Source organism: Kitasatospora sp. NPDC058032 (assembly GCF_042885845.1).
In the GTDB taxonomy this organism is placed as follows: Bacteria; Actinomycetota; Actinomycetes; order Streptomycetales; family Streptomycetaceae; genus Kitasatospora.
The window spans coordinates 146,478-172,444 of record NZ_JBHVRK010000016.1 but is presented as its reverse complement, the minus strand read 5'-3'; the positions used below and the strand labels follow the sequence as shown (position 1 = coordinate 172,444).

Here is a 25,967-nt window from a genome sequence, read left to right as displayed (position 1 = left end):
GCCGTTCCTGCATCGGTGTGTGCTTCCGACTGCGATCGGGTGATCCGATGGTCGGATTGTGTCGTTCTCTGCGTGTCGGCTGGCTATTCCTTCGGCATGACCAACACCAGGAAGTACCTGATCGCCGCGGGCCTCGGTGCCGCGCTGGCGGTCCTGTCCGCCGGCCCCGCCTTCGCCGGCGACTGCGACGAGCCCGAGCACGGGCACCACGAGCCGGGGCAGCACGCCCCCGCGTTCCACACCCCCGCCCCTCACGAGGGCGGCGGAACGACCTGTATCAACGAGGGCGGGGCCTACGCCAGCGGTGTGGTGGCCAACTCGCCGGGCGTGCTGTCCGGCAACCAGATCCAGATCCCGATCAGCGTCCCGATCAACGTCTGCGGCAACAGTCTGTCCGTCCTCTGACCGAAGCCCGCCCGCGCGCCGACGCCTCACCGGCGCGCCCCCGCACGCCGAGGGCTGCGGTCCCGGAACCCCGGGGCCGCAGCCCGTTCTCCTTCGCTGCGCGCCTTCCCCTCCCCGCGGGCGCCTACGGGACCACCGTGACCGGCCAGCGGCCCGCCTTGACCAGCCGCACCGCGACCGAGCCGATCACCCGGTGCCCGGCCTGCTCGGAGGCTCCGACCACCACCCCGTCGGCCCGCAGCTCGTCCGCCAGCCGCGCCAGCCCCGTGTACGGGTCGCCGCGCACGGTCAGGAAGCGCCAGTCCACCCGCCAGACGTCGCGCAGCCGGTGCTCGGCCTCGCGGATCGCGGTGAGCAGTTCCTCGGCGATCTCCCGGGTGGTCTCCTCGACGGCGGCGCCGGCCAGGGCGGTGGCCGCGCCCAGGACCGGCTGGATGTAGGCGATCGCCAGGGTGGCGTTCTGCCGCCGGGCCAGGCCGGCCGCGTAGGCGGTGGCACGCCAGGAGGAGTCCGAGCCGTCCAGGCCCGCCAGGAGCATCTTGGGGCCGTCGGTGCCCAGCTCGAACCCGGCCGGCGCGACCGCACCGCCCGGCTCCTCGGCCTCGAAGTCCGCCTCGTCCCGCTCCGCATCGCTCTCGTTGGTCATGGCCCGAGGCTATGCCGGACACGGCGGGTGACCGCAGGGGGCACGGCCGGTGAGGGCTGTGGTGCGGGCCACCCGCGCCCCCGGTTCCCGGCCCCCGGAGGGGCGGATTCGCGCACGGCGCGGCGAGCGCCCGTCACGCGCCGTCGACCGTGTGCGCGGCCTCACAGGGCCCGGGATGTGCGCCAGGCCACTTTCCCAGAAGGTTTGATCTTGAAAATCGGGACATTTGCCTTCAAATCCACCCATTTTCTTGATCCTTACTAGCGGTAACCCCGCCCTGACGTGGCTAAACCTGCGATTCCTTGAAACAGCCCCACAGCCCCCGTAACTTCGAAGTCGTTGCACCGAGCAAGCCGCTCACCAGGGCCTCACCGCCCCGGGAGCAGGACGGTGCAAGACCACGCGAGTGCTGAGTCCCCGAAACCGACGGCCTTCCGAGGGCCTGGTTCCGCACGCTCGCAAACCCTCTCCGAAAGGAAACCCATGACCTTCCGTAACGAGACCGCCGCTGCCACCACCACCGCCACCAAGCGCCGCAACCGCGTCCGGATGGCTCTGATGGCCGGGGCGCTCACCGCTCTCCCGGTGGCCGGCCTCGTCGCGGCGAACGGCGCCTCCGCCGCGCCGGTCTCCGTGTGGGACAAGGTCGCGCAGTGCGAGGCGACCGGTAACTGGGCCATCAACTCGGGCAACGGCTTCTACGGCGGCCTGCAGTTCACCTCCAGCACCTGGGCCGCCTTCGGTGGCACCGCCTACGCGCCGCAGGCCCACCAGGCCACCAAGGCGCAGCAGATCGCCGTCGGCGAGAAGGTCCTCGCCTCGCAGGGCCCCGGCGCCTGGCCGGTCTGCTCCGTCAAGGCCGGTCTGACCAAGTAAGACCCCTGGCCGGGCAGGACCCCGCGCCTCCCCTCGCCGGGGAGCACCGCACCCCCTCCGCGGGGAGCACCACGACAACGCCGCTGCACCCGACCGGGCCCCTGAAGGGCCGGTCGGCGTCCAGCGGCGTCGTGCGTTCTGCGGCGTGGCCGTCGAGGCTGGTGGCCACGTGCGGCTTGCGCGCGCAGTAGTCGTCGAACTCCTCGTCCGTCCGGCGGCCGGGTACTGCGCGTGCAGGTCCCGGTCCGCCTTCGGGCCACCGGCGGGGACATCGCTTTCCGCATGCCGGACGCCCGCCGCACCTCGGTGGTCGGCCGTGCCCGGTCGGCCGGGCCCGGCTGGGCGGTCCCGGTCGGCCGTACCCGGTCGGACAGTATCCTTGACGGACTCGCGGACCACCCGGTCCCGCAGGGCGTACCAGCGTGAGGAGTGGGGTCTTGGCCGACAGCGGGCTGCTGGCCCATCAGCGGCAGGCGATGATCGCCGAGATGGTGCGCCGCAGCGGGGCCGTGCGCGTCGCCGAGCTGGTCGAGCAGTTGGGCGTCTCCGACATGACCGTGCGCCGTGACCTCGACGCCCTGGAGCGGTCCGGCGTGGTGAAGAAGGTGCACGGCGGGGCCGTCGCCGCCGCCGGCACGGCCATCGACGAGCCGGGTTTCGAGGCGAAGTCGGCGCTGGAATCGGCCGCGAAGGCGGCCGTGGCGGAGGCCGCGGCCACCCTGGTCGAGCCCGGCAGCGTGGTCGCCCTCGCGGCGGGCACCACGGCGTACGCGGTCGCCGCCCGACTGCTGCACGTACCGCGCCTCACCGTCGTCACCAACTCGCTGCCGGTCGCGGAGCTGATCCGCTCGACGGGTGACGAGCCGGCGGCCGGCGCGCCCACGCTGCTGCTGACCGGCGGCTCGCCCACCCCCTCGGCGGCGCTGGTCGGCCCGCTGGCCGACCAGGCGGTCCGCTCGCTCCATGTCGACCTGCTGATCCTCGGGGCGCACGGGGTCAGCGAGAAGGCCGGTCTGACCACCCCCAACCTCGCCGAGGCGCAGACCAACCGGGCACTGGTCGCCTCCGCCCGCCGGGTCGCGGTGGTGGCCGACCACACCAAGTGGGGCGTGGTCGCGCTCAGCGGGTTCGCCGGGCTCGACGAGATCGACGTGTTCGTCACCGACTCGGGCCTCAACGCCCAGGCCCGCACCGCCCTGGCGGAGGCCGTCGGGGAGCTGGTCGTCGCTCCGGTCCCGACGGACTGAGGCCGGCCGGGCCGGCCGGACGCTGACCGGGCAGGCCGACCGGACCCTAGCCGGGCAGGCCGACCGCGCGGTCGCCGGAGCGGGACTGCTGGACGACGACGGCGACCACCAGCAGGGAGCCCTGGGCGACGTTCTGCCAGAAGGAGTTGATGCCTTCGACGGTGAGCCCGTTCTCCAGGGCCCCGAGCAGGGCGACGGCCAGCAGGGTGCCGCCGATCCCGCCCCGGCCGCCCTTGAGGGCGCAGCCGCCGAGCGCCGCGGCGGTGATCGCCTTGAGTTCCAGGCCCTCGCTGCCGGAGACCGGCTGGCCCGACCCGGTGCGGGCGGTGAGCAGGATGCCGGCGAGCGCGGCGACCGCGCCGATCAGGGCGTAGACGGCCACCAGGTACTTGTTGATCGCGATGCCGGCCAGCCGGGCGGCGGTGTCGTTGCCGCCGATCGCGTAGAGGTTGCGGCCGAGGTCGGTGTAGGTGAGCAGGACGTGCACGGCGAGCGCGACGAGGATCAGGATCCAGACCATCACCGGCAGTCCGGCGATCTTGCCGCGGCCCAGGAAGACGAACACGGGGTCGCCGAGCACATAGCCCTGCGCCCGCCCGTCCGAGACGAGTTGGGCGATGCCCTTGTAGGCGGCGAGTCCGGCCAGGGTGGCGATGGTCGCGTTGACCCGGCCGCGGACGATGACCAGGCCGTTGACGGTGCCGACGAGGACGCCGACGGCCACCGCGGCCGCCGTCCCGGCGAGGGCGTTCGACCCGGCCGAGGTGAAGGCCATGGCGCTGACCACGGAGGCCAGGCCGGCCTGTGAGCCGACCGAGATGTCCAGGCCGCCGCAGATGATCACGACGGTCTGGACGACGGCGAGCAGGCCGGTGATGGTCGCGGCCTCGGCGATCACCTGGAGGTTGGTCAAGCCGAGGTAGTTGTCGTCGAGCAGGCCGAAGACGGTGAGGACCAGGGCCAGGGCGCCGAGCAGGCTGAGGTTCTGGCCGCCGATCCCGGCGAGCAGGGCGAGCGGGCGGCCGCCCGTGCGCCGCCGGCGGCCGTGGCCGGAGCGCGGTCCGCGGCCGGAGCCGGGTTCTCCGGACCCGGGTTCGCCGGAACCGGGTCGCCCGACGGCGGGCGGAGTGGCGGCGCTGCTCATGAGGGTGCTCCCGGGAAGGACGGGCGGTCGGCGGTGGCGGCCGCGGTGATGTCGTCGGCCATGGCCAGCTGCAGGACGGCCTCCTCGGTGGCGTCGGCGCGGTCGAGTTCGCCGGTGATCCGGCCGTTCTGCAGGACGACGATCCGGTCGGCCAGGCCCAGGAGTTCGGGCAGTTCGGAGGAGATGACCAGCAGGGCGACGCCCTCCTCGGCCAGGTCGGCGATGATCCGGTGGATCTCGGTCTTGGCGCCGACGTCGATGCCGCGGGTCGGCTCGTCGAGGATCAGCAGCTTGGGCCGGCGGGCCAGCCAGCGGGCGAGCACGACCTTCTGCTGGTTGCCGCCGGAGAGCTTGCGCACCTCGTGCTCGATGGACGGGGCGCGCACCCGCAGCCGGTCCGTGTACACGCGGGCCAGGTCGCGTTCGGCCGCACGTTTGACGAAGCGCCAGCGGCGCAGCCGGTCCAGGACGGCGATCGAGGTGTTGTCGCGGATCGACCGGTGCAGGAAGAGGGCCTGGGCCTTGCGCTCCTCGGGGGCGAGGCCGAGGCCGGCGCGGATCACCCGGCCGGGGCTGCCGGTGGGCAGCGGCTGCTCGTCGAGGGTGACCGTGCCGGCGCGGACCGGCAGGTCCCCGGCGAGCGCCAGGGCGAGTTCCGAGCGCCCCGCGCCGATCAGCCCGGCCAGACCGACGACCTCTCCGGCCCGGACGGTGAGGTCGATGTCGCGCACGTGGTCGGTGGTCAGGCCGCGGGCCCGCAGCACCACGCGGTCGGTGGCGACGTCGCCGCGGACGAACAGGGCGGACAGGTCGCGGCCGACCATCTGCCGCACGAGGTCGCCCTCGGTGGTGTCGCGTGCGTCCTGGACGCCGGCCAGCGCTCCGTCGCGCAGCACGGCGATCCGGTCGGCGAGCCGGAAGATCTCGCGCATCCGGTGCGAGACGTAGACGACCGCGACGCCCTCGGCGCGCAGCCGGCCGATGAGCGCGAAGAGGGTGTCGGCCTCGTGCTCGGACAGCGAGGAGGTGGGCTCGTCGAAGGCGATCAGCTTGGCCTCGCCGGCCCCACCGGTCAGCGCGCGCATGATTTCGACCAGTTGGCGCTGGGCGGCGGTGAGCCGGGAGCCGGGCAGGTCGGGGTCGAGGACGCCGGTGAAGCCGAGCCGGTCGAGGTCGGCGGTGATCCGGCGGCGCAGCGCGGCGCGGTCCAGCCGGCGGCCCCGGCCGGTGGGGAGGGCGCCGGCGTAGACGTTCTCGGCGACCGAGACGTGCGGGACGATCTCCGGTTCCTGCGGGACGATCCGGATGCCGAGGGCCCGGGCCTGGGCCGGGGAGCGCAGGTCGACGGGGTGGCCGTCGAGCAGGACGCGGCCCTCGGTGGGCCGGTGGTCGCCGGTGAGGATCTTCAGCAGGGTGGACTTGCCCGCGCCGTTCTCGCCCATCAGCGCGGTGACCGTCCCGCGGGGGAAGTCGAGGGTGACGCCGCTCAGGGCCCGGACGGCGCCGAAGGTCTTGGTGAGGGCCGCGACGCCGGTGGTGCCGGGCGGTTGCGGGGCGGGCCGCTGCCCGGTGGGCGGCCGGGGCCCGGGCGGCTCCGGGGTGGCCGACGGCTCGGCGGCCCGGTCAGCCACAGGTGACTCCCGCGCCCTGCCAGGTGGCGGCGTCGACCATGGTGGCGCGCGCGAACAGCTCGGCCGGGAACTCCTTGCCGTTCTTGAGCTTGTCGTACATGGTCTGGACGGCGAGCGCGCCGACCTCCCGCCCGTTGATGAACAGCGCGGCCTTCATCCCGGTCGGCTTGCCCGCGCTCCAGTCCTTGCAGGCGAGGTAGGCGCCGAGGCCGACGCCGATCACGTCGTTCGCGCCGAGGCCGGCGTTCTGCAGCGCGGTGACGCCGCCGTGCACGTTCTCGTCGTTGCAGCCCCACACCACCCAGTGCTTGACGCCCGGGTTGGCGGTGACGGTCGCGGCGACCTTGTCCTGCGCGCCGGTGGGGGTGTTGTCGGTGGCGACGTCGATGGTCCGCACGCCGGGGGCGGCCGAATCGAAGGCCTCCTTGGCCGCCTTGACGCGGTCCCCGCAGACGGTGACGTCCTGCTTCCAGGCCGAGACGACCCGGGTGTCGGCCGCCGACCAGCCCGCCTTGGTGTACTCCTCGGCGGCGCGCCGGCCGACCTCGGCGCCCATCTGGGCGCCGCTGAAGCCGATCCGCGGCACCAGGTCGGCCTTGGCGCAGGCGGCCGGGTCGGGGCCGGTGGCGCAGACCTGGTCGTCGGAGGTGAGCAGGGCGGTCCCGGCGTCCCGGAGGGTCCGCACGACCTGCGGCCCGACGGCCGGGTCGGGGACGACGACGATCACCCCGTTGGTCTTCCGGGCGACGGCCCCCTGCACCTCGCTGACCGTCTTGTTGGCGTCGCTGCCGAGGTTGACCACCTTGAGGTCGATGCCGAGTTCGGCGGCCTTGGCCTTGGCGCCGGCGGCCTCGCCGATGAAGTACTCCTGGTCGCCCTGCTTCTGCAGGTAGGTGATCGAGATCTTCCCGTCGACGGGTGCCGCCGAGGCCTTGCCGGTGGTCGTCTCCTGCCCGTCGGAGCAGGCGGCGGTCAGGCCGAGGGCGAGCAGGAGGGAGCCGACCGCAGCGCGGCGGCTGGTGCTTCTGGTCATGGACTGGACCGCTCCTCATCAAGCAGAACCAAACAGATTTCAACGCGATGTGAAATATCACACCCGGTACTGATGGACCGTCAAGCCCCTTGCAGCAGAAAGGCGCTCTTGAATCTCGGCTCCCGCCAGACCTATGCTGCGTTGCTTTCTGTTTGAAAATGAGACAGAAAGCACCAGCGCGACTCCCCTTCACCAGCGAACCTCATGCGCCCCCCACCCGCGCACTCCTGGAGCGCCCATGCGCAGATCCGCGCCCCGAATCGTCCCCCGCACACTGCTGGCGCTGACCCTCGCCTCGTCCGGCCTCGGCACGCTCGCCCTCGGCCCGGCGGCGGGCCCCGCCGCGGCCGCGCCCACGGCCGTCACCGTCGAGAACGGACAGGCCCTCACCCCGCCGATGGGCTGGAACTCCTGGAACACCCTCGGCACCGCCGTCACCCAGGAACAGGTCGTGCAGACCGTCGACTTCATGGTCGCCCGCGGACTGGTCGCGGCCGGCTACGACACCGTCACGATCGACGACGGGTGGTCACTGGGCCACCGCGACGGCCAGAGCACCGACTTCGCGAAGACCGCCGAAGGCGCCATGCAGCTCTACGACGCCAACCGCAACCCGGTCAGCGGCACCGACGGCACCGGCTTCGACGTCACCAGCGGACACCTGGTGCCCGACCCGGCGCGCTTCCCCTCCCGCACCGTCAACGGCCGCACCGTCAACGGCATCGAATACCTCTCCTGGTACGCGCACAGCAAGGGCATGAAGTTCGGCATCTACGCCACCACCACCTACACCACCTGCCAGGGCCACCCCGGCAGCCTGGGCCACGAGAGCACCGACGCCGACGACTTCGTGGCCTGGGGCGTCGACTACGTCAAGTACGACGACTGCCCCTACGGACCCCAGATCACCGGACCGGACGGCCACCGCTACTACACCCAGGGCATCGGCCGGGAGCTCACCCGCTCCATCTACGCCCGCGCCCAGGACTTCCGCCGGGCACTGGACGCCTCCTCCGCCGCCCGGAACCGGCCCCGGGTCACCCTGAGCATCTCCGCCCAGCCCGTGCACACCGGCATCCCGTACCTACTGGCGGCCGACGACCCCGCCCGCACCGACCCGGTCGTCGTCGCCGCCGGCACGCCCGCGTACGAGGCGCCCGGCTACGCGCCGACCGGCAAGTGGTGCGGCCAGGTCGCCAACCTGTGCCGGATCGGCGGCGACCGCGGCCCCGACCTGGACGGCGTGCTCTACAACGGCCAGCTGCGGACCGCGCTGGAGTACCCGGGCAACGTCCGGCCCGGCAGCTGGAATGACATGGACATGATGTTCGCGGGCTGGCTGTACCCCTACGGCGTCTACGGCACCACCGACAACTGCACCTGCCACAAGCCGATGACCGACGACGAGGCGCGCAGCGAGATGTCCATCCTCGCGATGATGGCCGCCCCCCTGATCAGCGGCGCCGACCTGCGCACCGCGGCGGACACCCGGCACACCGACCAGGGCGTCACCTGGACCACCGGCATCAGCGACTCCGCCCTCGCGATCTACAAGAACACCGATGTCATCGCGGTGGACCAGGACCGCCTCGGCAAGCCGGCCACCCTGGTCGGCGCCCCGCCGGACGGTCCCACCAAACCGATCGTGCTCAAGCGCCAACTCGCCGACGGCGACACCGCCGTGCTGCTGGTCAACCAGGACCCGTCCGGCTGGCAGAACATCACCACCACGCTCACCGATCTCGGGCTGACCGGCCCCGGCTACACGGTCAAGGACCTCTGGACCGGTACCACCGGCGTCTTCACCAACACCGTCGGGTCCTGGGTGGCACCGCACGGCGTCGCGCTGTACCGCCTCAAGGCACTGCCCAGCACCGTCCCGGCCGCGGTCGTCGGCGACGGCCGCTACCACGGCATCAGCGCGGGCGGCACCGGCGGCCAGGCCCTGGAGGTCCGCGGCATGTGCGCCGCGCCGGACGGCTCCACCACCGACATCAACACCTGGTGGGACTGGCACACCTCGGAGCAGTGGAAGTTCACCCCGAACCCCGACGGCACCGTGCACATCACCGACAACTGCGACACGCCCACCCAGGTGCACGGCACGCTGACCGGCGGCAACGGGACCGGCTCGGCTGCCTGGGTGCTCAACCGCTGGGACCCCGCGAGCCCGCACCAGAAGTGGCGGGTCATGCAGAACACCGCCACCGGCGCACTGATCATCACCAATGTCGCCACCGGGCTGGCCCTGGAAGCCCCGCAGAGCGCACCGACTTCCGCGGTCGTCCTCGGCGCGCCGAACCCGGCCGCCCCCGGTCAGGCCTGGACACTGCTCAACTGAGCGGCCGCGTTCCGTTCCTTCCTTCCCCGGGTCCAACTCCCCCGACCCGACCATCCTTTCGGCTCCCTCACCTGGAGGATTCTTGCGCACCCCCGAAACCCGGCCGGGCCGCCGCTTCGCGGCCGCACTGACCGCGCTCACCCTGATGGCGGGTGGCGGCGCCCTCACCGTCGGACTCCAACTCGCCACCGCGCCACCGGCCGCGGCCCTCGACAACGGCCTCAACCTGACCCCGCAGATGGGGTTCAACAACTGGAACTCCACCGCCTGCGGGGAGCAGTTCAACGAGGCGATGATCAAGAACATCGCCGACATCTTCGTCGACAAGGGCCTCAAGGCCGCCGGCTACCAGTACGTCAACCTCGACGACTGCTGGGCGCTGCCCCAGCGCGACGGGGCCGGCAACCTCGTGCCCGACCCGGTCCGCTTCCCGCACGGCATCAAGGCGCTCGCCGACTACGTGCACGGCAAGGGGCTGAAGTTCGGCCTCTACTCCAGCGCCGGCGACCACACCTGCGACACCAAGGGCTTCCCCGGCGGCCTCGGCCACGAGCAGCAGGACGCCGATCTGTGGGCCTCCTGGGGCGTCGACTACCTCAAGTACGACAACTGCCGCAACCAGGGCGTCGATGCGCAGACCCGCTACCGGGCCATGGGCGACGCGCTGAAGCGGACCGGCCGGCCGATCCTCTACAGCATCTGCGAGTGGGGCAGCACCGGGCCGTGGAACTGGGCGCAGCCGGTGGGCAACTCCTGGCGCACCACCGGTGACATCAGTGACAACTGGGAGAGCATGATCTCCATCGCGCAGGCCAACCAGGGCCTGGCCAACTACGCCAAGCCCGGGGCCTTCAACGACCCGGACATGCTGGAGGTCGGCAACGGCGGCATGACCGGCACCGAGTACCGGACCCACTTCAGTCTCTGGGCCCAGATGGCCGCACCGCTGCTGATCGGCTCCGACCTGCGCGGCGCTGAGCCGGAGACCCTGGAGATCCTCACCAACAAGGACGTCATCGCGGTGGACCAGGACCCGCTCGGCCGGCAGGGCTCCGTGGTCTCCCGGGTGAACGGCCTCGTGGTGATGAGCAAGCCGCTGGCGGACGGCAGCCGTTCGGTGACCCTCACCAACGAGCGTTCCTACGACACCACCATCAGCACCACGGCGCAGGCCGTCGGCATCGGCGGCGCGGCGTCGTACACGGTCAAGGACCTGTGGTCCAAGCAGACCACGACCAGCACCGGGGCGATCGGCGCGGTCGTCCCGGGACACGGCACGGCGATGTTCCGGGTCACCCCGAGCTCGCCGGTCTCCCCGCCCAACGGGGTCACGCGGTTGAGCGACCTGCCGTTCACCTCCGCCACCAACTTCTGGGGCCCGGTGGAGCGCGACCACAGCAACGGCGACCACGCGGCCGGCGACGGACGGACCATCACCGTCCGCGGCGTCCAGTACCCCTACGGCCTGGGGGTGCACGCCCCCAGCGAGATCGGCTTCCACCTGGGCGGCACCTGCCGCAATCTGGTCAGCGACGTCGGGATCGACGACGAGGCGTACGGCAACGGCTCGGTGGTGTTCCAGGTCTACGCGGACGGTGCGAAGGCCGCCGACAGCGGTCCGGTCACCGGCCGGGACGCGGCGAAGCGGCTCACCGCCGACCTCACCGGGGCCCAGGAGCTGCGGCTGGTGGTCACCGACGGCGGCGACGGCACCAGCTGGGACCACGCCGACTGGGCGAACGTCCGGATCGCCTGCGGCAGCGGCCCGGCCGCCGGCACCTACCAGCTCTCCGACCTCGCCTGGTCCGCCGCGGGCAACAGCTGGGGTCCGGTCGAGCGGGACATGAGCAATGGTGACAACCAGACCCGCGACGGCTCCACGATCAGCATCGGGGGCGCCAAGTACGCCAAGGGCCTGGGCGTCAACGCGTTCAGCGAGATCGTCTACTACCTCGGCGGGTCCTGCTCCGCGCTGAGCACCGACGTGGGCGTCGACGACGAGGCGCAGGGCCGGGGCTCGGTCTCCTTCGAGATCTACGCCGACGACAGCAAGGTCGCCGACAGCGGGCGGATCACCGCAGCCTCCGGGGTCAAGCACCTCACGGCGGCGCTGACCGGAGCCAACGAGCTGCGGCTCGTGGTGACGGACGGTGGCGACGGCACCAACAGCGACCACGCCGACTGGGCCGCGCCGGTGCTCACCTGCTGACCGGGGCGGGCGCGGTGCCGAGCGGTCCTCGGCACCGCGCCCGTCTCGTGGCGGGGCTCATGGCGGGGCTCGGGCGGGGCTCGGGCGGGGCTCGCGGCGGGCTCGGGTGCCGACGGGTTGGCGGGCGGGCCGTCAGAACCCGGAGTCGCGCGCGATGTTCATCCGGCAGCTCGGCCGGTCGCACCATCTGCCCTGGTCGCCGCCGCTGCGGCGGTCGTTGCCGTCGTCGTGACGTCAACCCCGGCTCCGGCTCCGGCTCCGGCTCCGGCGGGCGACCGGCGGGGCACCGTCACGGTGACGGCCACGCCCCCGGATTCACCGGCCTCGCCGGCCTCGCCGGCCCCGCCGACCCCGCCGACCCCGCCACGGATGTCCACCCGGCCGCCGAGCAGCGCCACCCGCTCGCGCAAACCGCGTATGCCGTGGCCCGGTACGGAGCCCCGGGCGATCCCCCTCCCGTTGTCGGTGACGGTCAGCCGGGCGGCCGGACCGTCCAGGACGAGCCGGACCTCCACCCTGGTCGCCCGGCCGTGCCGGCGGGCGTTGGTGATCGCCTCCTGCGCGGCGCGGTAGAGGGTCGTGAGCGTCCCGGCGTCGTGGCCCGACTCCTCACCGGTGACCGTGAGCTCCACCGCCAGCCGCTCGTCGCCGAGGTACCGGACGAGCTCGGCGAGCGAGCGGACCAGGGAGAACGGGCGCACCCCGCGCAGCACGCCCACCGACGCGCGCACCTCCTCCAACGCCCGCCCGACCGACCGGCGCGCCTCCGCGAGGGCCCGCGCCGAGACCTCCTGGTCCAGCGCCCGGAACGCCTCGGCCTTCTCCAACTGCACGCCGACGGCGGTGAGCCGGTGGCCGAGGCTCACGTGGATCTCCCCGGCCGCCCGGCTGCGCTCGTCGGCCGCGGACAGTTCCGCGACCCGCTCCGCGTAGCGGGCCAGCCGCTCGCGCGACTCCTCCAGCCGTACCCGCGTCTCCTGTTCACGGACCGCCGCCCCGGCCACCGACAGGACCAGCGCCAGGGCGAGGCCGAACATCAGCACGTCCGACACGTAGACCGGCCGCACCCACCACCCCGGCGCCAGGACCGTCAGCCCGACCAGCAGCAGCCCGACACACCCGGCGGCGCAGGCGAGCGCCGCCCACCGGCCGAAGGCCAGGTACGCGGTGAACGGCACCAGGACGAACAGCGCCCGCGACACCCCGGAGCCGTCCACCACCGCGACCACCACGAACAACACCACCCGCGCCACCAGCAGCGGTTCCGCGGGCAGCCGCGCGGCCGGCGCCAGGTCCGGCCCGGGCGCCTCCAGGGCGAGCAGGGCCAGCAGGCCGGCGGCGAAGACGGTGAGCCGGGCACCGCCGAACTCACCGGCGGCGACCGCCGCGTGGTAGAAGCCACCGGCCAGAACCACGGTGTAGAGCACGGGCGGGATCCACCGCACGGCGCGCTGTTCCATCCACCCCTCCTCAGTGCCGACCGGGCCGGTCCCGACCACGCCGGGACTGTACCCGCGTTCCCGGCACCCTCCCCTCCCGCGCACAAAGATTGGCCAAAGGTCATGGAGGGCCAGGGCACAGACCGCGCGAACATGTGCAGATCGGCACTTCTTGGCCCCCTGCGCGGACCCCTAGCCTCATCAGCGTCAGGTTCAGCGATCCTCCCGGCCCACCCCCGGGACCTCGGACCGCGGAGTGAACATCCATGCGCCACAGCGTTCTGACGGACCGTCGGATCATCCGATCGCGCCTTCGCCGACCCGTCCGGGCCCTGACGGTCCTGACGTCCCCCGCCGTCCTCGCGGCCCTCGTCCCGGCAGTCGCCACCGTCGTCACCGTCGCCGTCATCGCCCTGCGGCCCGGGTCCGGAGGCGACGGCGAGGACCCTCGCACGGCTCGGCGCGGGCGCCCTCGCGGGGCGGGGCCCGCTCGCCCCGCCCCGGCAGGTCCGGCGTCACCGCTTCATGTAGACGCTGTCCATGAAGTCGACGATCTGCTGGTCCGTCAGGCGGTGGCCCTGACGGTGGCCCATCGCCAGGTCGGCCTCGCTGATCATGCCGACCAGCCGGTCACCGTCGATCACCGGGATCCGGCGGATCTGGTGTTGCTCCATCTTCTGGAGCACGACGTCGATGCCGTCCTCGGCACGGACGCAGTGCAGGTGGCCGGCCAGTTCCACGGCCTTCACGGCGGCCGGGTCCCGTCCCTCCGCGATACATCGGACGATGATGTCGCGGTCGGTGATGATGCCCTTCAGCTTCTGGTCGCCACCGCAGATCGGGAGGGCGCCGACGTTCATGTCGCGCATCATCCGGGCGGCGTCGGCGAGGCTCTGTTCGGCGTCGACGCACTGGGCGCCGGGGTGCATGATGTCTCGGGCTGTGGTCACGGGGACTCCTCCTCAGGGTCTTCCCCCGAGCAGCGAACGGTCCGCTGCGCCCACCCTATGCACCCCGCCGACGGTCCGCGAGCGCATCGCCCCGGGGGCTACGTGCGGTCACCGCCGGGCCGTGCGGGAGCAGGGCCCGGCGGTGGCCCGGCCGCTGCGGCGGGCGACGGGGCGGACCGATACTGGGGGCGTGACGGACGAGTTCGCCGGGGCACCGCCCGGCAGGACGGCGGCCGGCGACGACCTGCTCGACGAGGCGGTCCGGGTGCGGCCCACGACGGCGCTGCGCCCGTACGTGGCCTGGTACTCGGGCTACCGCCAGCACGGCGTGCCACCCGCCCTGCACCGCGGCCTGCCGTCCCCGTACCTCACCTTCATCCTGACCCTGGACGATCCGCTCACGCTGGCCGGTCACCCGGACCCGGGGCAGCCACCCGGCCGGTACGCCACGCTGATCGGCGGCCTGCACACGGCGCCCGCGCTGATCAGCCACGACGGCCGGCAGTCCGGCATCCAGCTCGCCGTCCACCCGCTCGCGGCGCGGGCCCTGTTCGGGCTGCCGGCCGGGGAGCTGTCCGGGCTGGACGTCCCGGCCGAGGCCGTGCTCGGGGCGGCGGTCGCGAACCTCCGGGAGGCGGTCCGGGAGGCCCGCGACTGGCCGCAGCGCTTCGCGGCGCTGGACGGCGCGCTGCTGCGGCTCGCGCGCCCGTCCGGCCAGGTGCCACCGGAGGTCGTCCACGCCTGGTCCGCACTGCGCCGCAGCGGTGGGGCCCTGCCGGTGGCCGCGCTCGCCCGGGAGACCGGGTGGAGCGAACGGCACCTGCTGGACCGGTTCCGCCGGGAGACCGGCCTCAGCCCGAAGGCCGCCGCCCGCGTGATCCGGTTCGACCGGGCCCGACGGCTGCTGGCCGCGCCCGGCGGGACGCCCCGGCTGGCGGAGCTCGCGGCGCACTGCGGCTTCGCCGACCAGGCCCATCTGGCCCGCGAGTTCCGCGCACTGGCCGGGTGCGCGCCGAGTACCTGGCTGGCCGAGGAGGGCCCGGACGCGGCGAAGTTCCGAATCGTCCAAGGCGGGGCCACCGGGCCCGCGCCAGAGTGGGAGGCATGACGGCGGTCCGGCCCGGTGCCCGTCCGGGACCGGTCGCCACGACCCGAAGGAGGTACCCGCCATGGGCAGCGACAGCACCAACACCGGCGGTACGACGCCTGCGCCGCAGGTCTGGCCGAGCCTGCGCGCCCGCGACGCCCGCGCGCTGATCCGCTTCCTCTCGGAGGCGTTCGGCTTCAAGGAGGTGGTCGCCTACGGCGAGGGCGCGTTCGTGGCCCACGCGGAGCTGGCCTGGCCTGAGGGCGGTGGTGTGATGCTCGGTTCCGACCGTCCGACGCCCGAGGGGGCCGAGCCCTGGCCGGGCGGCCCCGGGACGTTCAGCGCGTACGTGGTCACGGCGGACCCGGACGCCCTGCACGCGCGGGCCGTCGCCGCCGGGGCGCGGATCACCACCGCGCCGTACGACACGGACTACGGTTCGCGCGACTTCGCCGCCGCCGATCCGGAGGGCAACCACTGGTACTTCGGCACCTACCCGGGCGCGCCCCGACCCATGGCGGGCTGAGCCGTGCGCCCTGGCAACACGACTCGTGGCACGACCGCAGCCGACCCCTCCCGCGAGGCGGCGGCCGTGCAGCGGCTGCGGGCCGTCTGCCTGGTGCTGCCCGAGGTGGACGAGCGGGTCAGCCACGGTGAACCGACCTGGTTCGCCGGTGCCGGCCGCCGGGCGCGGGTGTTCGTGATGCTCTCCGACCACCACCACGACGACCGCCTCGCGTTCTGGTGTCCGGCGGCGGCCGGCGCCCAGGAGTTCCTGGTCGCCGAGGAGCCGGACCGGTTCTTCCGGCCGCCCTACGTGGGTCACCGGGGCTGGGTCGGGGTCCGCCTCGATGTGACACCGCTCGACTGGGAGCGGATCGAGGACCTGGTCGCCGATGCGCACGCCCTGGTGGCCGGCCGGGCATCTTCACGAGATTTTTAGGTCAGGTGACCTACTTTTTCTTCCATGACCACGCCCGCACACGCCTCCGCCCCCGACTCGCTCACCCACGACCCGCAGGGGCCCGTCCTCCTGGTCGGCGGCTACGGGACGGTCGGCTCCGAACTCGCCCGCCTGGTGGCGGCCGACCACCCCGTGCTGCTCACCGGCCGGTCCGAGGAACGGGGAGCAGCGCTGGCCCACGACCTCGGCGGAGCCCCGCACGCCACGGTCCGCCGCTGGGACCTCGCCGACCCGGCACCGTTCGAGGCCGCGGTCCGGGCCGTCGTGGGCGTGGTCAACGACCCGGACGACCGGGTGCTGCGAGCCGCGGTCGCCGGCGGGGTGCCGTACGCGGACATCACCCGCTGGACCGTCCGGCTCCAGCGGGCCGCCACCGTGGCCGCCCTGCTGCGCCCGACCGCACCGGTGCTGCTCTCCTCCGCGTGGATGGGCGGCGTCGTCAGCCTGGTCACCGCCGCGCTGGCGGACCGGCTCGGCGGGGCGGACCGGGTCGAGACCGCCATCCGCTGGGACCTCGCCGACCGGGCCGGCGCGGACTCCGTCGAGTTCATGGACCGGCTGGGGCTGGACTACGAGGTCATCCGAGGGGGCCGGCGCAGCACGATTACCCCGCTGAGTGACGCGGCCACCGTCCGGATCGGCGACCACCCCACCCGGGTCGCCCGGATCGACACGCCCGAGCAGTTCACCCTGCCGCTCACCCTCGGCACCGCAACCGCCACCACCCGGATCGGCTTCAGTTCCGGCCTCAGCACCCGGGCCCTGCTGGCCGCCAAGCACGCCGGCTTCTTCCGCTGGGGCCGGGGCGAGCGCTGGCAATCCGCCCGCCGCGCCATGCTGTACTCCCCCGGCGACGGCGGCACCGCGCTCCTGCGGATCGACGTCACGCACGGCGGCCGCACCCTCACCGCCGTCGTCGAGGACCGCGCCGGCCAGGCCCACCTCACCGCCGTGGGCGGCCTGCTCGCCCTCCACCGCGCCCTCGGCACGGACGGTGCGGCCCCGGCCCCGGCCGGGGTCTCCTTCCCGGAACAGGCGCCCCGCCCCGCCCAGCTCCTCCCCGCACTCGCCGCCCTGGGTGTCTCGGTCGACATCCACTCCGCCACCGGCTTGGATGCTGCCGCATGAACACCACCCCCGGCCCCGCCGCACCGCCGGACCCGACCCCGGGCAACCCCACGGAGGCCACCACAACAGCCCCCGGGCAAGCAGGCGAACGGGCGGAACCGGAACGGCAGAGGGAAACCGCCGCCGTGGCGGCGCCGGACACGGAGCGGGCGGAAGGCGCCGCCGGTCCGCACGGATCGGCCACCGCTCCGGAAGGCCGCGCCCCGACGGGCTCGGCGGCCCCGGGGCCGGGCGGCTCCGGCAGTCGCCCGGTGGGGGCTGGGCCCGGAGAGCGGGTTGCCGGGAGCGCCGGCAAGGGGGGCCCGGGGCGGGGGCGGAAGGGGGTGGAGCGGCGGGAGGCGCTGTTGGACGCGGCGGAGGGGGTGTTGGTCGCCGAGGGCGGGGCGGAGCTGACGATGCGGGCCGTGGCGGCGGCGGCCGGGGTGCGGCTGGGGCATCTCCAGTACTACTTCCCCACGCACGCCGACCTGGTCGCGGCTGTGCTGGAGCGGGTGCTGCGGCGGTCGGCGGAGCGGTTGGCCCCGCTGCTCGCCCCTGACACCGACACCGAAGCCGACACCGACCCCATCGACACCACCGACACCACCGCAGCGGTGGTAGCGGCGCTGCTGGCCGAGCAGGAGGACAGGCGGCTGGTCCGGCTGTTCACCGAGGTGTGGGCGCTCGCCGCCCGGGACGCAGCGGTGGCGGGTGCCGTCCGCCGGTTCTACGACGGCTACCGGGAGCAGGTGGCCGCGTTCCTCGGCCGGCGACGGCCCGGGCTGTCGGAGGCCGAGCGGCAGGCCAGGGCCGGGGTGTTCGTGATGCTGATCGAGGGCGCCTCGCTGTTCCGCTCCGGGCTGGCGGGTGAGCGGGCGCCGCGCACCGATGCCACGCTGGTCCGTACCGCGCTGGACCTGCTCGGGCCGTGACATCACCGGGCCGCCGACCTGCCCGGGGCGGGGACGGCTCGCGCCGCGCCCCCGCCCCGGGCAGACTGGCCGCAACGGACCCGGCCGCGCCGGGACGCGCGCAGCCTCGGAGGCGGCGATGCCGCAGATGGTGGTCGACGGGCGCACGCTCGCGCTCTCGCATCTGGACAAGGTGTACTACCCGCAGACCGGCACCCTCAAGGGCGAGGTGCTGCGCTACTACGCCGCCGTCCATGCCGCGCTGCTGCCGCACCTGCACGACCGCCCGGTGTCCTTCCTGCGCACCCCGGACGGCGTGGCGGCCGAGGTCTTCATCGCGAAGAACCCGCCGCCCGGGACGCCCCGCTGGGTGCGCACGGCCGAGGTGCCGAGCAACAGCGGCGAGCTGCGCCAGGTGGTGCTGGAGAACGGCGCCGCCCTGCTCTCACTGGTGAACCTGGGCTGTCTGGAGCTGCACGTGCCGCAGTGGCACACCGCCGCGCCGGGGCTGGCGGACCGGCTGGTCCTGGACCTCGACCCGGGCGCGGGGGCGAACGTCCTCACCTGCCGCGCGGTGGCCGGGATGCTGCGCGAGCGGCTCGCGGCGGACGGCCTGGAGGCCTGGGTGAAGACCTCCGGCGGCAAGGGCCTGCACCTGATGGTGCCGTTGGAGCCGACGCCGAGCGCCCGGGTCTCCGCGTACGCCAAGCAGTTGGCCGCCGAGCTGGAGGCGGCCCACCCGGACCTGGTCGTGCACACCATGGCGAAGGCCCGTCGCACCGGCCGGGTGCTGGTCGACTGGTCGCAGAACGCGGCCAAGAAGACCACCGCCGCGCCGTACACCGTGCGGGCGCAGCAGCGGCCGACGGTGTCGGCGCCGCTGTCCTGGGCGGAGTTGGACGCGGCCGGGTCGGCGGAGGAGCTGGTGTTCACGATCGCCGACGTGCCGGATCGGCTGGCAGCGCGCGGCGACCTGCTCGCGCCGCTCCTCGATCCGGCGCGCGCCCGTCCGCTGCCCGCCGCCGCGCCAAGCACCTCAGCCACCTCAGCCGCCCTGACCGCCTCCCCCGCCTCCCCCGCCTCCCCCGCCTCCCCCGCCTCGCCCCGAGGAGCGCCCTCGGCCGCCGCCCGTGATCCGGTCGTGCTGGAGCCCCCGGTGGAGGTGATGCGCCCGGCTGCGGTGCCCGCCGTCCCTCCGGCGGACGGCCTCGGCGGGGCCGGGGTGGTGTACGAGCTCAAGCTGGACGGCTTCCGCTGCGTGGCCTTCGCGCGCGGGCCGGGGCGCCCGCCGTTCCTGCAGTCCCGCTCGGGGCGGGACCTCACCGCCGACTTCCCGCCGATCGCCGCTGCCGTGGCCCGGCTCCCGGCCGGGCTGGTGCTGGACACGGAGCTGGTCGCCTGGCGCGGCGGACGGTTCGCCTTCGAGGAACTGCTGCGCACCCGCCGGGCGCGGGCCGCCGAGGACGTGGCGCTCGGGCTGATCGCCTTCGACGTGCTCGCCCTGCCGGGCCGGGACGTCCGGGGGCTGCCGCTGGCCGACCGGCGGCGGCTGCTGCTGGCCGCGCTGGCCGACGTCCCGCCCCCGGTCCAGGCGGTCCTGGCGACCACCGACCGGGCCGAGGCGCTGGCCTGGATGGAACGGCTCGCCGACACCGGGGTGGAGGGGCTGGTCTGCAAGGCGGCCGGCTCCCGGTACCGGGCCCGCGGCGCCGGGCGGGTCTGGGTGAAGTACCGGCGCGGCGACACCGTGGACGCGGCCGTGCGCGCCGTCACCGGACCGCCGACGCGGCCGAGGGCGGTGGTCCTGGAACTGGACGACGGCCGGGTGCTGCTCTCCTCGCCGCCGCTCTCGCCGCCGCAGTCCCGACAGGTGGCGGAGGCGACGGCCGGACGGCTCGGCCCGCCCGTCCACGATCCGCAGTACGGCTCCGTCCGGCCGCTCACCACCGCGCTGCGCGCCGAGGTGACCGTGACCGGACGGCCTCCGACGGCGCTCTTCGTGCGGCTGCGCGGCGACTGAGCCCGGACGCGCAGACCGATCCGTATCCGCACACCGAGCCGCGTCGAGGGAGCCCAGCACCATGGACCACAGCCCCAGCCCCAACCCCGCCGAAGCCGAAGCCGATGGTGATGCCGATGCCGACCGGGTCACCGACGCCGGACCCGACGAGGGCGCGCCCGTGTACGCGGTCGGCCGGATCGGCGTCGACTTCCGCTCCGAGGCCCGCCTGGACGGCTTCCGACGACAACTGGCGGAGGCCCCCGGCGGACCGCCCCCGGACCCCGGGGACGCCCGGCAGCTGTACGACCACCTGGTCCGCAACCCCTGGGCCTCGTCCAGGGTGACCTGGACGCTCTCCCTCGACAGCACCACGGTCTACGCCCTGGAGGCCGAACCCGCCGTCGGGATGGACTGGTCCGGCCCGCTCCCCGGCCCCGCGCCGGGCGGGAACGAGGAGGAACGGCTCGCGCTGTTGCGCCGGATCGCCGCCGCCCCGCCGGTGCACCCCGTCCACCGGGCGCTGCGCGACACACTGCTCGGCCAGTCGCTCCCGGCCGGGGATCCGGGCCGCATCGGCCGGCTCACCGTGCCCGGCCGGCTCACCGGACGCTCGACGCGGCTGTTCTCCGGCCGGACCGTGCCGGTGGTCCGGGTCAGCGCCGTCGGCCTGGCCCGCTGGACGGAGACCCCGCTGATCGGGGCCGCCGCGGACACCGTCGCGGAGGGCATCACCCGGCGCGATCGCAACCCAGCCCGCGAGCACGACCACGAAGCGGTGACCGGACACGTCCGCGCGCTGCTCGACAAGGTGTACCACCAGCTCCGCAACCCGGGCCGGAGCGCCGCCGAACGGGCGCTGAACCACGCCGCGACGGAGGTCTTCCTGAGCGGCGGCCTGCTCGGCGAGGGCCCGCTCTCGGCCCAGCAGTTGCCCGACGCGCTCGCCCCCGCCACGCCCGTCCCCACCACACCCGTCCCCACCACGCCCGGCCTCTGCACCCTGGACACGATCGCCGTCGCCAGGAGCCCGTACTGCCGGGCGGGCTCCGACTGCCAGGACGTGATGGTGCGCTTCTTCGACCCGGCCGACGACCGGCGTGCCGCCGTCACCTACGTCTGCACCGTCGATGTGAGCGACGAACTGCCGGTCAGTCTGGGACCGGTCCACCGCTTCCTCGGCTGACGTCCTCCGCTGCCGTGTGGCGGGAGGGGGCGGCCTCGTGGGCGACCGGCCAGGGCGGGTGCGGGCCCTTGGCCGGGTGCGCGTGGGCGAACTCCGTCACCAGCGTCTCGTTGAAGACCGGCAGGTCGGAGGGCTTGCGGCCGGAGACCAGCACGCCGGGACCGTCCCGGCAGACGTGGACCGGCTCGTCGACCCAGTAGGCGCCGGCGTTGACCAGGTCGGTGCGGATGCTCGGCCAGGAGGTGAGCGTGCGGCCTCGCACCGCGTCCGCCTCGATCAGCGTCCACGCGCCGTGGCAGATCACCGCGACCGGCCGGCCGGCGGCGGACAGCTCGTGGACGAAGGCCACGGCGGCCCGGTGCAGCCGCAGGGTGTCGGGGTTGGCGACGCCGCCCGGCAGGACCAGCGCGTCGTAGGCGGCCGGCTCGGCCACACCGACGAGGTCGTCGACGGGGAAGGTGTCCGCCCGGTCCAGGTGCCGGAACGCCTGCACGCGTCCGGGCCGGGTGGAGACCAGTCGCGGCGTGCCGCCCGCCTCGGCGACGGCCTGCCAGGAGGACGTCAGTTCGGTCTGCTCGACGCCCTCGGGCGCGACCAGGAACGCGACCGTGCGGCCGGTGAGGACGACGAACTCCGTCCGGCTCACCCCGCTCACCACCCGTCCCGCGCCGATTCAGCCCGCACGGCCCGGACGGCCCGCACCGGGCCCGGCCGACCCTCCCGCCCGGTCGACGGCCGCGGGCGGCGGCGCCGAGCGCACCCGGGCGCGCGGGCAGTCGAGATGGACGACCAGTTCCAGGTGGTCGATCCGGGACACCAGTCCGACCGGTACCAGGACCGGGGCGCCCGGCACCCACGGCCGGGTGTCCACCAGCAGGTGGTCCCCGGCGTCCTGGTCCACCCGGCCCAGCGGGCCGTCCGTCGCCTCGACCTCGTAGCCGACCAGCGTGAGATCGGCGGCGTGGTGGGAGCCGGGGCGGTACTCCCACAGCTCGGTGGTCATCACGTCTCCGGATAGTCCCAGGGCCTGCGTTCACGACCGTCCTGCCGGCCGCGGCGCCCCTCCGGATGATCGCCGGGGCGCTCGCCGCCGTCCGTGGGCTCCCCCGGCCACCCGCGGGCGCGCGGTTCCCGGTACCCGCCGTCCAGCAGATCGTCCGCCGTCTCCGCGCGGGCGCGCCGCCGACGGCGCAGCACGGTCGACAGGGCCGCCGCCAGCAGGACGCTGCCGACCCAGACCGCCGCCGAGGCGATCGCCACGACCGCGGTCGGCTTGCGCACCGCGACGCTGAGGCAGACCGCCGACATCACCAGTGCCGTCATCAGCACACCGGCCGGCATCCGGCGGCCGAGGCCGCCCAACGCGTTCCCCAACCGGCTCGGCCGTTTGGCACCCATCGTGCTCAACCGCCGGTCGAGGCGGGTGTCCCTGCTCAGCTCGCCCTCGATCTCGGCCAGGAGCCGCCGCTCCCGTCCGCTCAGCGCGGGTCCGTCCATCTCGGTCACCTCCGGCACTTCCGGTGACGACGTCCTCCCGCCCGGGCGAGTGCCCGGAGGGGTGCGGGCTAACCGCTCCGGCCCGCCAAGGCGGTCGAAGCAGTCCACCCGGTCGACGCGGTCGGACGGCGGTCACGGAACGCCCGGGGGCGGGCGAGCAGGCTGTCGTCCAGCACGCGCAACAGGGCCGCGGCGTCACGGTGCACCTCGACGGCGCCCGCGGCCCGCAGTTCGGGCGCGGTGGCACCGACGCCGAGCACGGCGACACAGGCCACCCCGGCCCGGCGCGCCGCCCGGACCTCGGGCACGCTCCCGGCGACGAACACCGCGTGCGCGGGTTCGCCGCCGACCAGGTCGAGCGCGGCCCGAACCGGGTCATGACCGGGGTCGGTCACGGTGAGCGCGGGGGTCCCGGCAGGACCGGGAGCGGTCAGCAGCACGGTCCAGCCACGGGCGGCGCACTCGCGCGGCAGGTCGGCGGAACCGCGTGGCGTCGCACGCCAATCGGCTCCGAAGAGTGCCGCGGAGATGACCGTCATGGCCCACCGCTCCCGTTCCGCACCACGTACGGGCGCGCCCTTCCAGGTTAGGCCCGCACCCGGCACCCCGCCCCCTGCCCGGCGGGGCAGGCGGGGAGCCCCGTGCGGCGGTCGGGGAGCCCGCCGGGCCGGCCGGGGACCCGGGCGGACCGCCGCCGTCCGCGCGGGCTCAGCCGTCCCGGCGGCCCCGCGCCCCGGGGCCGGGACCCGCACCGTCGTCGGTGTCGGGGTCGGTGGCCAGCCGGGCGTGGAGGTGCTCGTCGTGGTAGAGGCCGTCGCCGAAGCGGTAGGAGGCGCGCAGGGTGCCTTCGAGCGGGAAGTCGCAGCGTTCGGCGACCCGGCAGGAGGCGGGGTTGTCGACCGCGTGCGCGAGTTCGATCCGCCGGGCGCCGGCGGTGTCGAAGCCCCAGCGGGTGACCGTGCGGGTGGCCCGGGTGATCACGCCCCGCCCCCGGGCCGCCTCCAGCAGCCAATAGCCGACCATGGCGAGCCCGTCGGCACGGTCGGTCCACCGCAGTGCGATGGTGCCGAGCAGTTCGGAGTCCACGGCGTCCAGGATCGCGAAGTAGGCGAGGCTGCCGTTCTCCCAGCCGGTGGCCCAGCGGTCGAGGCACGCCTCGGCCTGCACCAGGTCGGCGGCGCGCAGCGGATTCCAGAGGGCGATCTCCGGATCGGCGGCGGCCGCGGTCAGGCTCGCCAGTGCACCGCCCCGGACCTCCAGGCCGGGCCGCCACGGGTGCAGGACGACGTCGCCCAGGTCGAGGACGGCCGGGACGAACCCTCGGCTGCCACCGGTCGGCGGTCCTGCAGGAGCTGCAGGAGCTGCGGGCGCGGAGGAAGCGGCAGGGCCGACGGATGCGGTGGGGTGCGTGGTGCTCATCCACCCTTCCTATCCCCTCCCCACCTGTCCGGCAACGGATTTACGGCCGCCGCGAAAGCCGGTCGGCACCGCCGCCCCGGCGTGCCACGATCGGCCGATGGCCGAACTCGGCACCACCCACACCTCCGCCCTGGACCACGGCACCAGGGAGGCGGTCCGGGAGGACGGGGTGCTGATCGGGCACGCGGCGGTGGTCCAGCGGCAGCTGCCGCTGTGGCGGACGACGAGGGCGAGGTGGTCGTGCTGCCGGGTGCGGTGGCGCTGGACCTCGACGGACGGTTGGTGTGCGACTGGCGCGACGGCGACGTCCGGTAGCCGGAGCCGGGGCCCGGAGGCCGCAGCCCAGCCGCCCGCAGCCCGGAGGCCGCCGTCGCGCCGGAGGGTGTCAGACCCGGGCGAGGTAGCCGTTGTCGACGAGCCAGAGCACGTTCAGCCGGGCCGGGCCGTCGGGGACGAGCGCGGCGTCGAGCTGGTACTGCAGGCCGTAGCCGGGCTGGCCGAACCAGGGCGCTATCGGTCCGGCGTGCACCTTGAAGGGCTTGACCACCTGGTAGTCGTGGTAGTTGCAGCTCGTGGCCGGGTTGGCGTCCAGGCTCTGCGGCGGGATGGAGCGGCTGGCGTAGGGCAGGCCCTCGGGGGCGAGGAACGCACCGTACTCGCTGCCGTAGCGGTCGATCCGCTGGTTCGGGTAGAGGGTGATCTCGAACTCGACCGGGGTGCCGTCGGGCAGGGTGACGTAGCCGTTGGCGGGCGGGTATATCCAGCCCGGGCTGCCGTTGTTGGCGGTGGGGCTGTAGTAGGTGGCGAGGAACTTCGCCTCGTCGAGGCCGCCGGTCCGCCGGTAGCCGATCAGCTCGCGGCCGACCGTGCCGGCGGTCGGCAGGTCGGCGGGGCCGAGCCGGGGATCGCCGTGGAAGTCCGCCGTCGAGCACTCGTTGGACGGGGTGGCGGCCGTCCCGGCGGCGAGGGCCGGGGTGGTCGGGGCGAGCAGGGCGACGACCGCGGCGAGCGGTACGGCGAACAGGCGAAGGCGCACGTTGTCTCCGTCATGAGGTGGTGAGCTGGCGAGCAGGTTGGGTGGTGCGGTGATGAGCCGGCGGCGGCACGGCGGGCGGACCGGAGCGTGATCGGTCACCCTCCGTGGCCAAGCCGGCACCAGGCAATCGGATCATCTGACCGCACGTCAACCGCCGGAGCCCGTAACGGGTCCGGAGCCCCCGGTTTCGGCCAACCCGCGCACGCCGGGCGCCGGGGGCGCGCAAACTGGAGGGTCGCGCCCCCAGCCTCGGACCCGGCACAGCCGCCGCAACCAGCGGCGGACCCCGCGGGAGCCGCCGGGGGACGCACCAGTTCCATTGACAGCACGTCGGGCCGGCCCGATCCTCGCCGGTACGGCCCGGCCGCCGGCCACGGCCGCTCGACGACCGGGGGTGGTCAGCGATGACGGACCAGTGCGCCGCACGGCGGATGCCGACGTCGGTCCGGCGGGCGGTCGCGTGCGTGTGGATCCACGCCGCGCTCAGCGGCTGCTCGGGCCTGCTGCTGCTCGGGGCCCTCGGCCGGAACCAGGGCGACGAGGTCGCGCTGGTGCGCTTCGTCGCGATGACCTCCGTGCTGGTCGGCCTGCTGCTCGGCACCTGTGCCGGCCTCGCCTCGCGCCGGGCCGGCTGGACCAGGACGACGGTGGCCGTCATCGAGGCGCTGTCCGTGGCCGTCGGCGTGCTCCTGGTGGCCACCGGCTCATTCGCCGCCCTGGCCGGCATCGCCCTCGGCGCGTTCGTCCTGCGGGCGTTCCTGTCCTCCGACGGGCGCGCCTGGTTCAGTGACTAGGCACGCCCGTCGGCCCCCGCGGCAGGGGCCGCGGGGGCCGGAGCAG

At 74.4% G+C, this 25,967-nt stretch carries 24 protein-coding genes and 1 pseudogene; 13 read left to right on the top strand and 12 right to left on the bottom strand.

Annotated features, from left to right (window positions below):
* Positions 1-96 precede the first annotated feature (96 nt).
* Entirely contained in the window at positions 97-405 is a 309-nt protein-coding gene (locus tag ACFVUH_RS24965) for a chaplin (RefSeq protein ID WP_387915419.1), read from the top strand.
* A 124-nt stretch (positions 406-529) separates the two neighbouring features.
* On the opposite strand, the gene ACFVUH_RS24960 is transcribed toward ACFVUH_RS24965, so the two are convergent.
* Complete coding sequence (locus ACFVUH_RS24960) at positions 530-943, bottom strand: universal stress protein (protein ID WP_355367778.1); 414 nt, start codon at positions 941-943, stop codon at positions 530-532.
* A 591-nt stretch (positions 944-1,534) separates the two neighbouring features.
* Between ACFVUH_RS24960 and ACFVUH_RS24955 the strand changes: the two genes are divergently transcribed.
* The gene (locus ACFVUH_RS24955; RefSeq protein WP_355367667.1) at positions 1,535-1,927 is read left to right on the top strand and encodes a transglycosylase family protein; all 393 of its coding nucleotides are present in this window, start codon (positions 1,535-1,537) and stop codon (positions 1,925-1,927) included.
* Positions 1,928-2,364: 437 nt separating this feature from the next.
* Complete coding sequence (locus tag ACFVUH_RS24950; RefSeq protein WP_355367670.1) at positions 2,365-3,174, top strand: DeoR/GlpR family DNA-binding transcription regulator; 810 nt, start codon at positions 2,365-2,367, stop codon at positions 3,172-3,174.
* A 46-nt stretch (positions 3,175-3,220) separates the two neighbouring features.
* Here ACFVUH_RS24950 and ACFVUH_RS24945 read toward each other — a convergent pair whose 3' ends face one another.
* From ACFVUH_RS24945 to ACFVUH_RS24935, 3 genes are read right to left on the bottom strand one after another with little or no spacing between them, the layout of a single operon-like run.
* The gene (locus ACFVUH_RS24945; RefSeq protein WP_387915418.1) at positions 3,221-4,318 is read right to left on the bottom strand and encodes an ABC transporter permease; all 1,098 of its coding nucleotides are present in this window, start codon (positions 4,316-4,318) and stop codon (positions 3,221-3,223) included.
* Positions 4,315-5,949, bottom strand: coding sequence for a sugar ABC transporter ATP-binding protein (locus ACFVUH_RS24940; protein WP_387915417.1), 1,635 nt, complete (start codon positions 5,947-5,949; stop codon positions 4,315-4,317). The genes ACFVUH_RS24945 and ACFVUH_RS24940 overlap by 4 nt, the downstream gene beginning before the upstream one ends.
* Positions 5,942-6,982: a substrate-binding domain-containing protein gene (locus ACFVUH_RS24935; protein WP_387915416.1), complete on the bottom strand. Its 1,041-nt coding sequence runs from the start codon at positions 6,980-6,982 to the stop codon at positions 5,942-5,944. Before ACFVUH_RS24935 ends, ACFVUH_RS24940 begins: the two co-directional genes overlap by 8 nt.
* Positions 6,983-7,220: 238 nt before the next feature.
* Between ACFVUH_RS24935 and ACFVUH_RS24930 the strand changes: the two genes are divergently transcribed.
* Positions 7,221-9,323: a hypothetical protein gene (locus tag ACFVUH_RS24930; RefSeq protein ID WP_387915415.1), complete on the top strand. Its 2,103-nt coding sequence runs from the start codon at positions 7,221-7,223 to the stop codon at positions 9,321-9,323.
* A 145-nt stretch (positions 9,324-9,468) separates the two neighbouring features.
* Positions 9,469-11,532 carry an NPCBM/NEW2 domain-containing protein gene (locus ACFVUH_RS24925; protein ID WP_387915447.1) on the top strand — a complete coding sequence of 688 codons (2,064 nt, stop codon included), beginning with the start codon at positions 9,469-9,471 and terminating at the stop codon, positions 11,530-11,532.
* A 158-nt stretch (positions 11,533-11,690) separates the two neighbouring features.
* Here ACFVUH_RS24925 and ACFVUH_RS24920 read toward each other — a convergent pair whose 3' ends face one another.
* Together ACFVUH_RS24920 and ACFVUH_RS24915 are read right to left on the bottom strand one after the other, a co-directional pair.
* Positions 11,691-12,992, bottom strand: coding sequence for a sensor histidine kinase (locus tag ACFVUH_RS24920; protein ID WP_387915414.1), 1,302 nt, complete (start codon positions 12,990-12,992; stop codon positions 11,691-11,693).
* Positions 12,993-13,486: 494 nt separating this feature from the next.
* Positions 13,487-13,921 (bottom strand): CBS domain-containing protein, encoded by a 435-nt coding sequence (locus ACFVUH_RS24915; RefSeq protein WP_355367688.1) that lies wholly within the window; start codon positions 13,919-13,921, stop codon positions 13,487-13,489.
* A 190-nt stretch (positions 13,922-14,111) separates the two neighbouring features.
* Here ACFVUH_RS24915 and ACFVUH_RS24910 point away from each other — a divergent pair, with 190 nt between their 5' ends.
* The 7 genes from ACFVUH_RS24910 to ACFVUH_RS24880 all read left to right on the top strand — a co-directional run bounded on the left by ACFVUH_RS24910 (position 14,112) and on the right by ACFVUH_RS24880 (position 21,175).
* Positions 14,112-15,029, top strand: coding sequence for a helix-turn-helix domain-containing protein (locus ACFVUH_RS24910; RefSeq protein ID WP_355367691.1), 918 nt, complete (start codon positions 14,112-14,114; stop codon positions 15,027-15,029).
* A gap of 61 nt (positions 15,030-15,090) precedes the next feature.
* Positions 15,091-15,534: a VOC family protein gene (locus tag ACFVUH_RS24905; RefSeq protein WP_387915413.1), complete on the top strand. Its 444-nt coding sequence runs from the start codon at positions 15,091-15,093 to the stop codon at positions 15,532-15,534.
* 3 nt (positions 15,535-15,537) lie between these two features.
* The gene (locus tag ACFVUH_RS24900; protein ID WP_387915412.1) at positions 15,538-15,951 is read left to right on the top strand and encodes an MmcQ/YjbR family DNA-binding protein; all 414 of its coding nucleotides are present in this window, start codon (positions 15,538-15,540) and stop codon (positions 15,949-15,951) included.
* Between the two features lie 24 nt (positions 15,952-15,975).
* On the top strand, positions 15,976-17,100 hold the full coding sequence (locus tag ACFVUH_RS24895) for a saccharopine dehydrogenase (RefSeq protein ID WP_387915411.1): 1,125 nt from the start codon (positions 15,976-15,978) through the stop codon (positions 17,098-17,100).
* Positions 17,101-17,444: 344 nt separating this feature from the next.
* Positions 17,445-18,011: a TetR family transcriptional regulator gene (locus tag ACFVUH_RS24890; protein WP_387915410.1), complete on the top strand. Its 567-nt coding sequence runs from the start codon at positions 17,445-17,447 to the stop codon at positions 18,009-18,011.
* Positions 18,012-18,129: 118 nt separating this feature from the next.
* Positions 18,130-20,010, top strand: a complete 1,881-nt coding sequence (ligD, locus tag ACFVUH_RS24885; protein WP_387915409.1) for a non-homologous end-joining DNA ligase — start codon at positions 18,130-18,132, stop codon at positions 20,008-20,010.
* A 61-nt stretch (positions 20,011-20,071) separates the two neighbouring features.
* Positions 20,072-21,175: a hypothetical protein gene (locus ACFVUH_RS24880; protein ID WP_387915408.1), complete on the top strand. Its 1,104-nt coding sequence runs from the start codon at positions 20,072-20,074 to the stop codon at positions 21,173-21,175.
* Positions 21,176-21,254: 79 nt separating this feature from the next.
* Here the strand turns inward: ACFVUH_RS24880 and ACFVUH_RS24875 are convergent.
* The 6 genes and pseudogenes from ACFVUH_RS24875 to ACFVUH_RS24850 form a co-directional block, all read right to left on the bottom strand.
* A pseudogene (locus tag ACFVUH_RS24875) lies at positions 21,255-21,821 on the bottom strand (type 1 glutamine amidotransferase domain-containing protein); the annotation flags it as partial.
* Between the two features lie 27 nt (positions 21,822-21,848).
* A complete protein-coding gene (locus ACFVUH_RS24870; RefSeq protein WP_355367709.1) occupies positions 21,849-22,178 on the bottom strand; it encodes a PRC-barrel domain containing protein in 330 nt (109 codons plus the stop codon).
* Positions 22,178-22,672, bottom strand: a complete 495-nt coding sequence (locus ACFVUH_RS24865) for a hypothetical protein (RefSeq protein WP_387915407.1) — start codon at positions 22,670-22,672, stop codon at positions 22,178-22,180. The genes ACFVUH_RS24870 and ACFVUH_RS24865 overlap by 1 nt, the downstream gene beginning before the upstream one ends.
* A gap of 68 nt (positions 22,673-22,740) precedes the next feature.
* A complete protein-coding gene (locus tag ACFVUH_RS24860; protein ID WP_355367715.1) occupies positions 22,741-23,211 on the bottom strand; it encodes a hypothetical protein in 471 nt (156 codons plus the stop codon).
* Between the two features lie 169 nt (positions 23,212-23,380).
* Positions 23,381-24,091, bottom strand: coding sequence for a GNAT family N-acetyltransferase (locus ACFVUH_RS24855; RefSeq protein ID WP_387915406.1), 711 nt, complete (start codon positions 24,089-24,091; stop codon positions 23,381-23,383).
* Between the two features lie 385 nt (positions 24,092-24,476).
* The gene (locus ACFVUH_RS24850; protein ID WP_387915405.1) at positions 24,477-25,127 is read right to left on the bottom strand and encodes a TNT domain-containing protein; all 651 of its coding nucleotides are present in this window, start codon (positions 25,125-25,127) and stop codon (positions 24,477-24,479) included.
* A gap of 404 nt (positions 25,128-25,531) precedes the next feature.
* Between ACFVUH_RS24850 and ACFVUH_RS24845 the strand changes: the two genes are divergently transcribed.
* Complete coding sequence (locus tag ACFVUH_RS24845) at positions 25,532-25,921, top strand: hypothetical protein (RefSeq protein WP_387915404.1); 390 nt, start codon at positions 25,532-25,534, stop codon at positions 25,919-25,921.
* Positions 25,922-25,967 lie beyond the last annotated feature (46 nt).

Coding starts and splice junctions, on each gene's coding strand:
- ACFVUH_RS24905 (WP_387915413.1), top strand. CDS start 15,091: ATGGGCAGCGACAGCACCAACACCGGCGGTACGACGCCTGCGCCGCAG.
- ACFVUH_RS24930 (WP_387915415.1), top strand. CDS start 7,221: ATGCGCAGATCCGCGCCCCGAATCGTCCCCCGCACACTGCTGGCGCTG.
- ligD (WP_387915409.1), top strand. CDS start 18,130: ATGCCGCAGATGGTGGTCGACGGGCGCACGCTCGCGCTCTCGCATCTG.
- ACFVUH_RS24880 (WP_387915408.1), top strand. CDS start 20,072: ATGGACCACAGCCCCAGCCCCAACCCCGCCGAAGCCGAAGCCGATGGT.
- ACFVUH_RS24955 (WP_355367667.1), top strand. CDS start 1,535: ATGACCTTCCGTAACGAGACCGCCGCTGCCACCACCACCGCCACCAAG.
- ACFVUH_RS24865 (WP_387915407.1), bottom strand. CDS start 22,672: ATGGACGGACCCGCGCTGAGCGGACGGGAGCGGCGGCTCCTGGCCGAG.
- ACFVUH_RS24870 (WP_355367709.1), bottom strand. CDS start 22,178: ATGACCACCGAGCTGTGGGAGTACCGCCCCGGCTCCCACCACGCCGCC.
- ACFVUH_RS24845 (WP_387915404.1), top strand. CDS start 25,532: ATGACGGACCAGTGCGCCGCACGGCGGATGCCGACGTCGGTCCGGCGG.
- ACFVUH_RS24945 (WP_387915418.1), bottom strand. CDS start 4,318: ATGAGCAGCGCCGCCACTCCGCCCGCCGTCGGGCGACCCGGTTCCGGC.
- ACFVUH_RS24925 (WP_387915447.1), top strand. CDS start 9,469: ATGGCGGGTGGCGGCGCCCTCACCGTCGGACTCCAACTCGCCACCGCG.
- ACFVUH_RS24960 (WP_355367778.1), bottom strand. CDS start 943: ATGCTCCTGGCGGGCCTGGACGGCTCGGACTCCTCCTGGCGTGCCACC.
- ACFVUH_RS24965 (WP_387915419.1), top strand. CDS start 97: ATGACCAACACCAGGAAGTACCTGATCGCCGCGGGCCTCGGTGCCGCG.
- ACFVUH_RS24855 (WP_387915406.1), bottom strand. CDS start 24,091: ATGAGCACCACGCACCCCACCGCATCCGTCGGCCCTGCCGCTTCCTCC.
- ACFVUH_RS24920 (WP_387915414.1), bottom strand. CDS start 12,992: ATGGAACAGCGCGCCGTGCGGTGGATCCCGCCCGTGCTCTACACCGTG.
- ACFVUH_RS24895 (WP_387915411.1), top strand. CDS start 15,976: ATGACCACGCCCGCACACGCCTCCGCCCCCGACTCGCTCACCCACGAC.
- ACFVUH_RS24860 (WP_355367715.1), bottom strand. CDS start 23,211: ATGACGGTCATCTCCGCGGCACTCTTCGGAGCCGATTGGCGTGCGACG.
- ACFVUH_RS24935 (WP_387915416.1), bottom strand. CDS start 6,982: ATGACCAGAAGCACCAGCCGCCGCGCTGCGGTCGGCTCCCTCCTGCTC.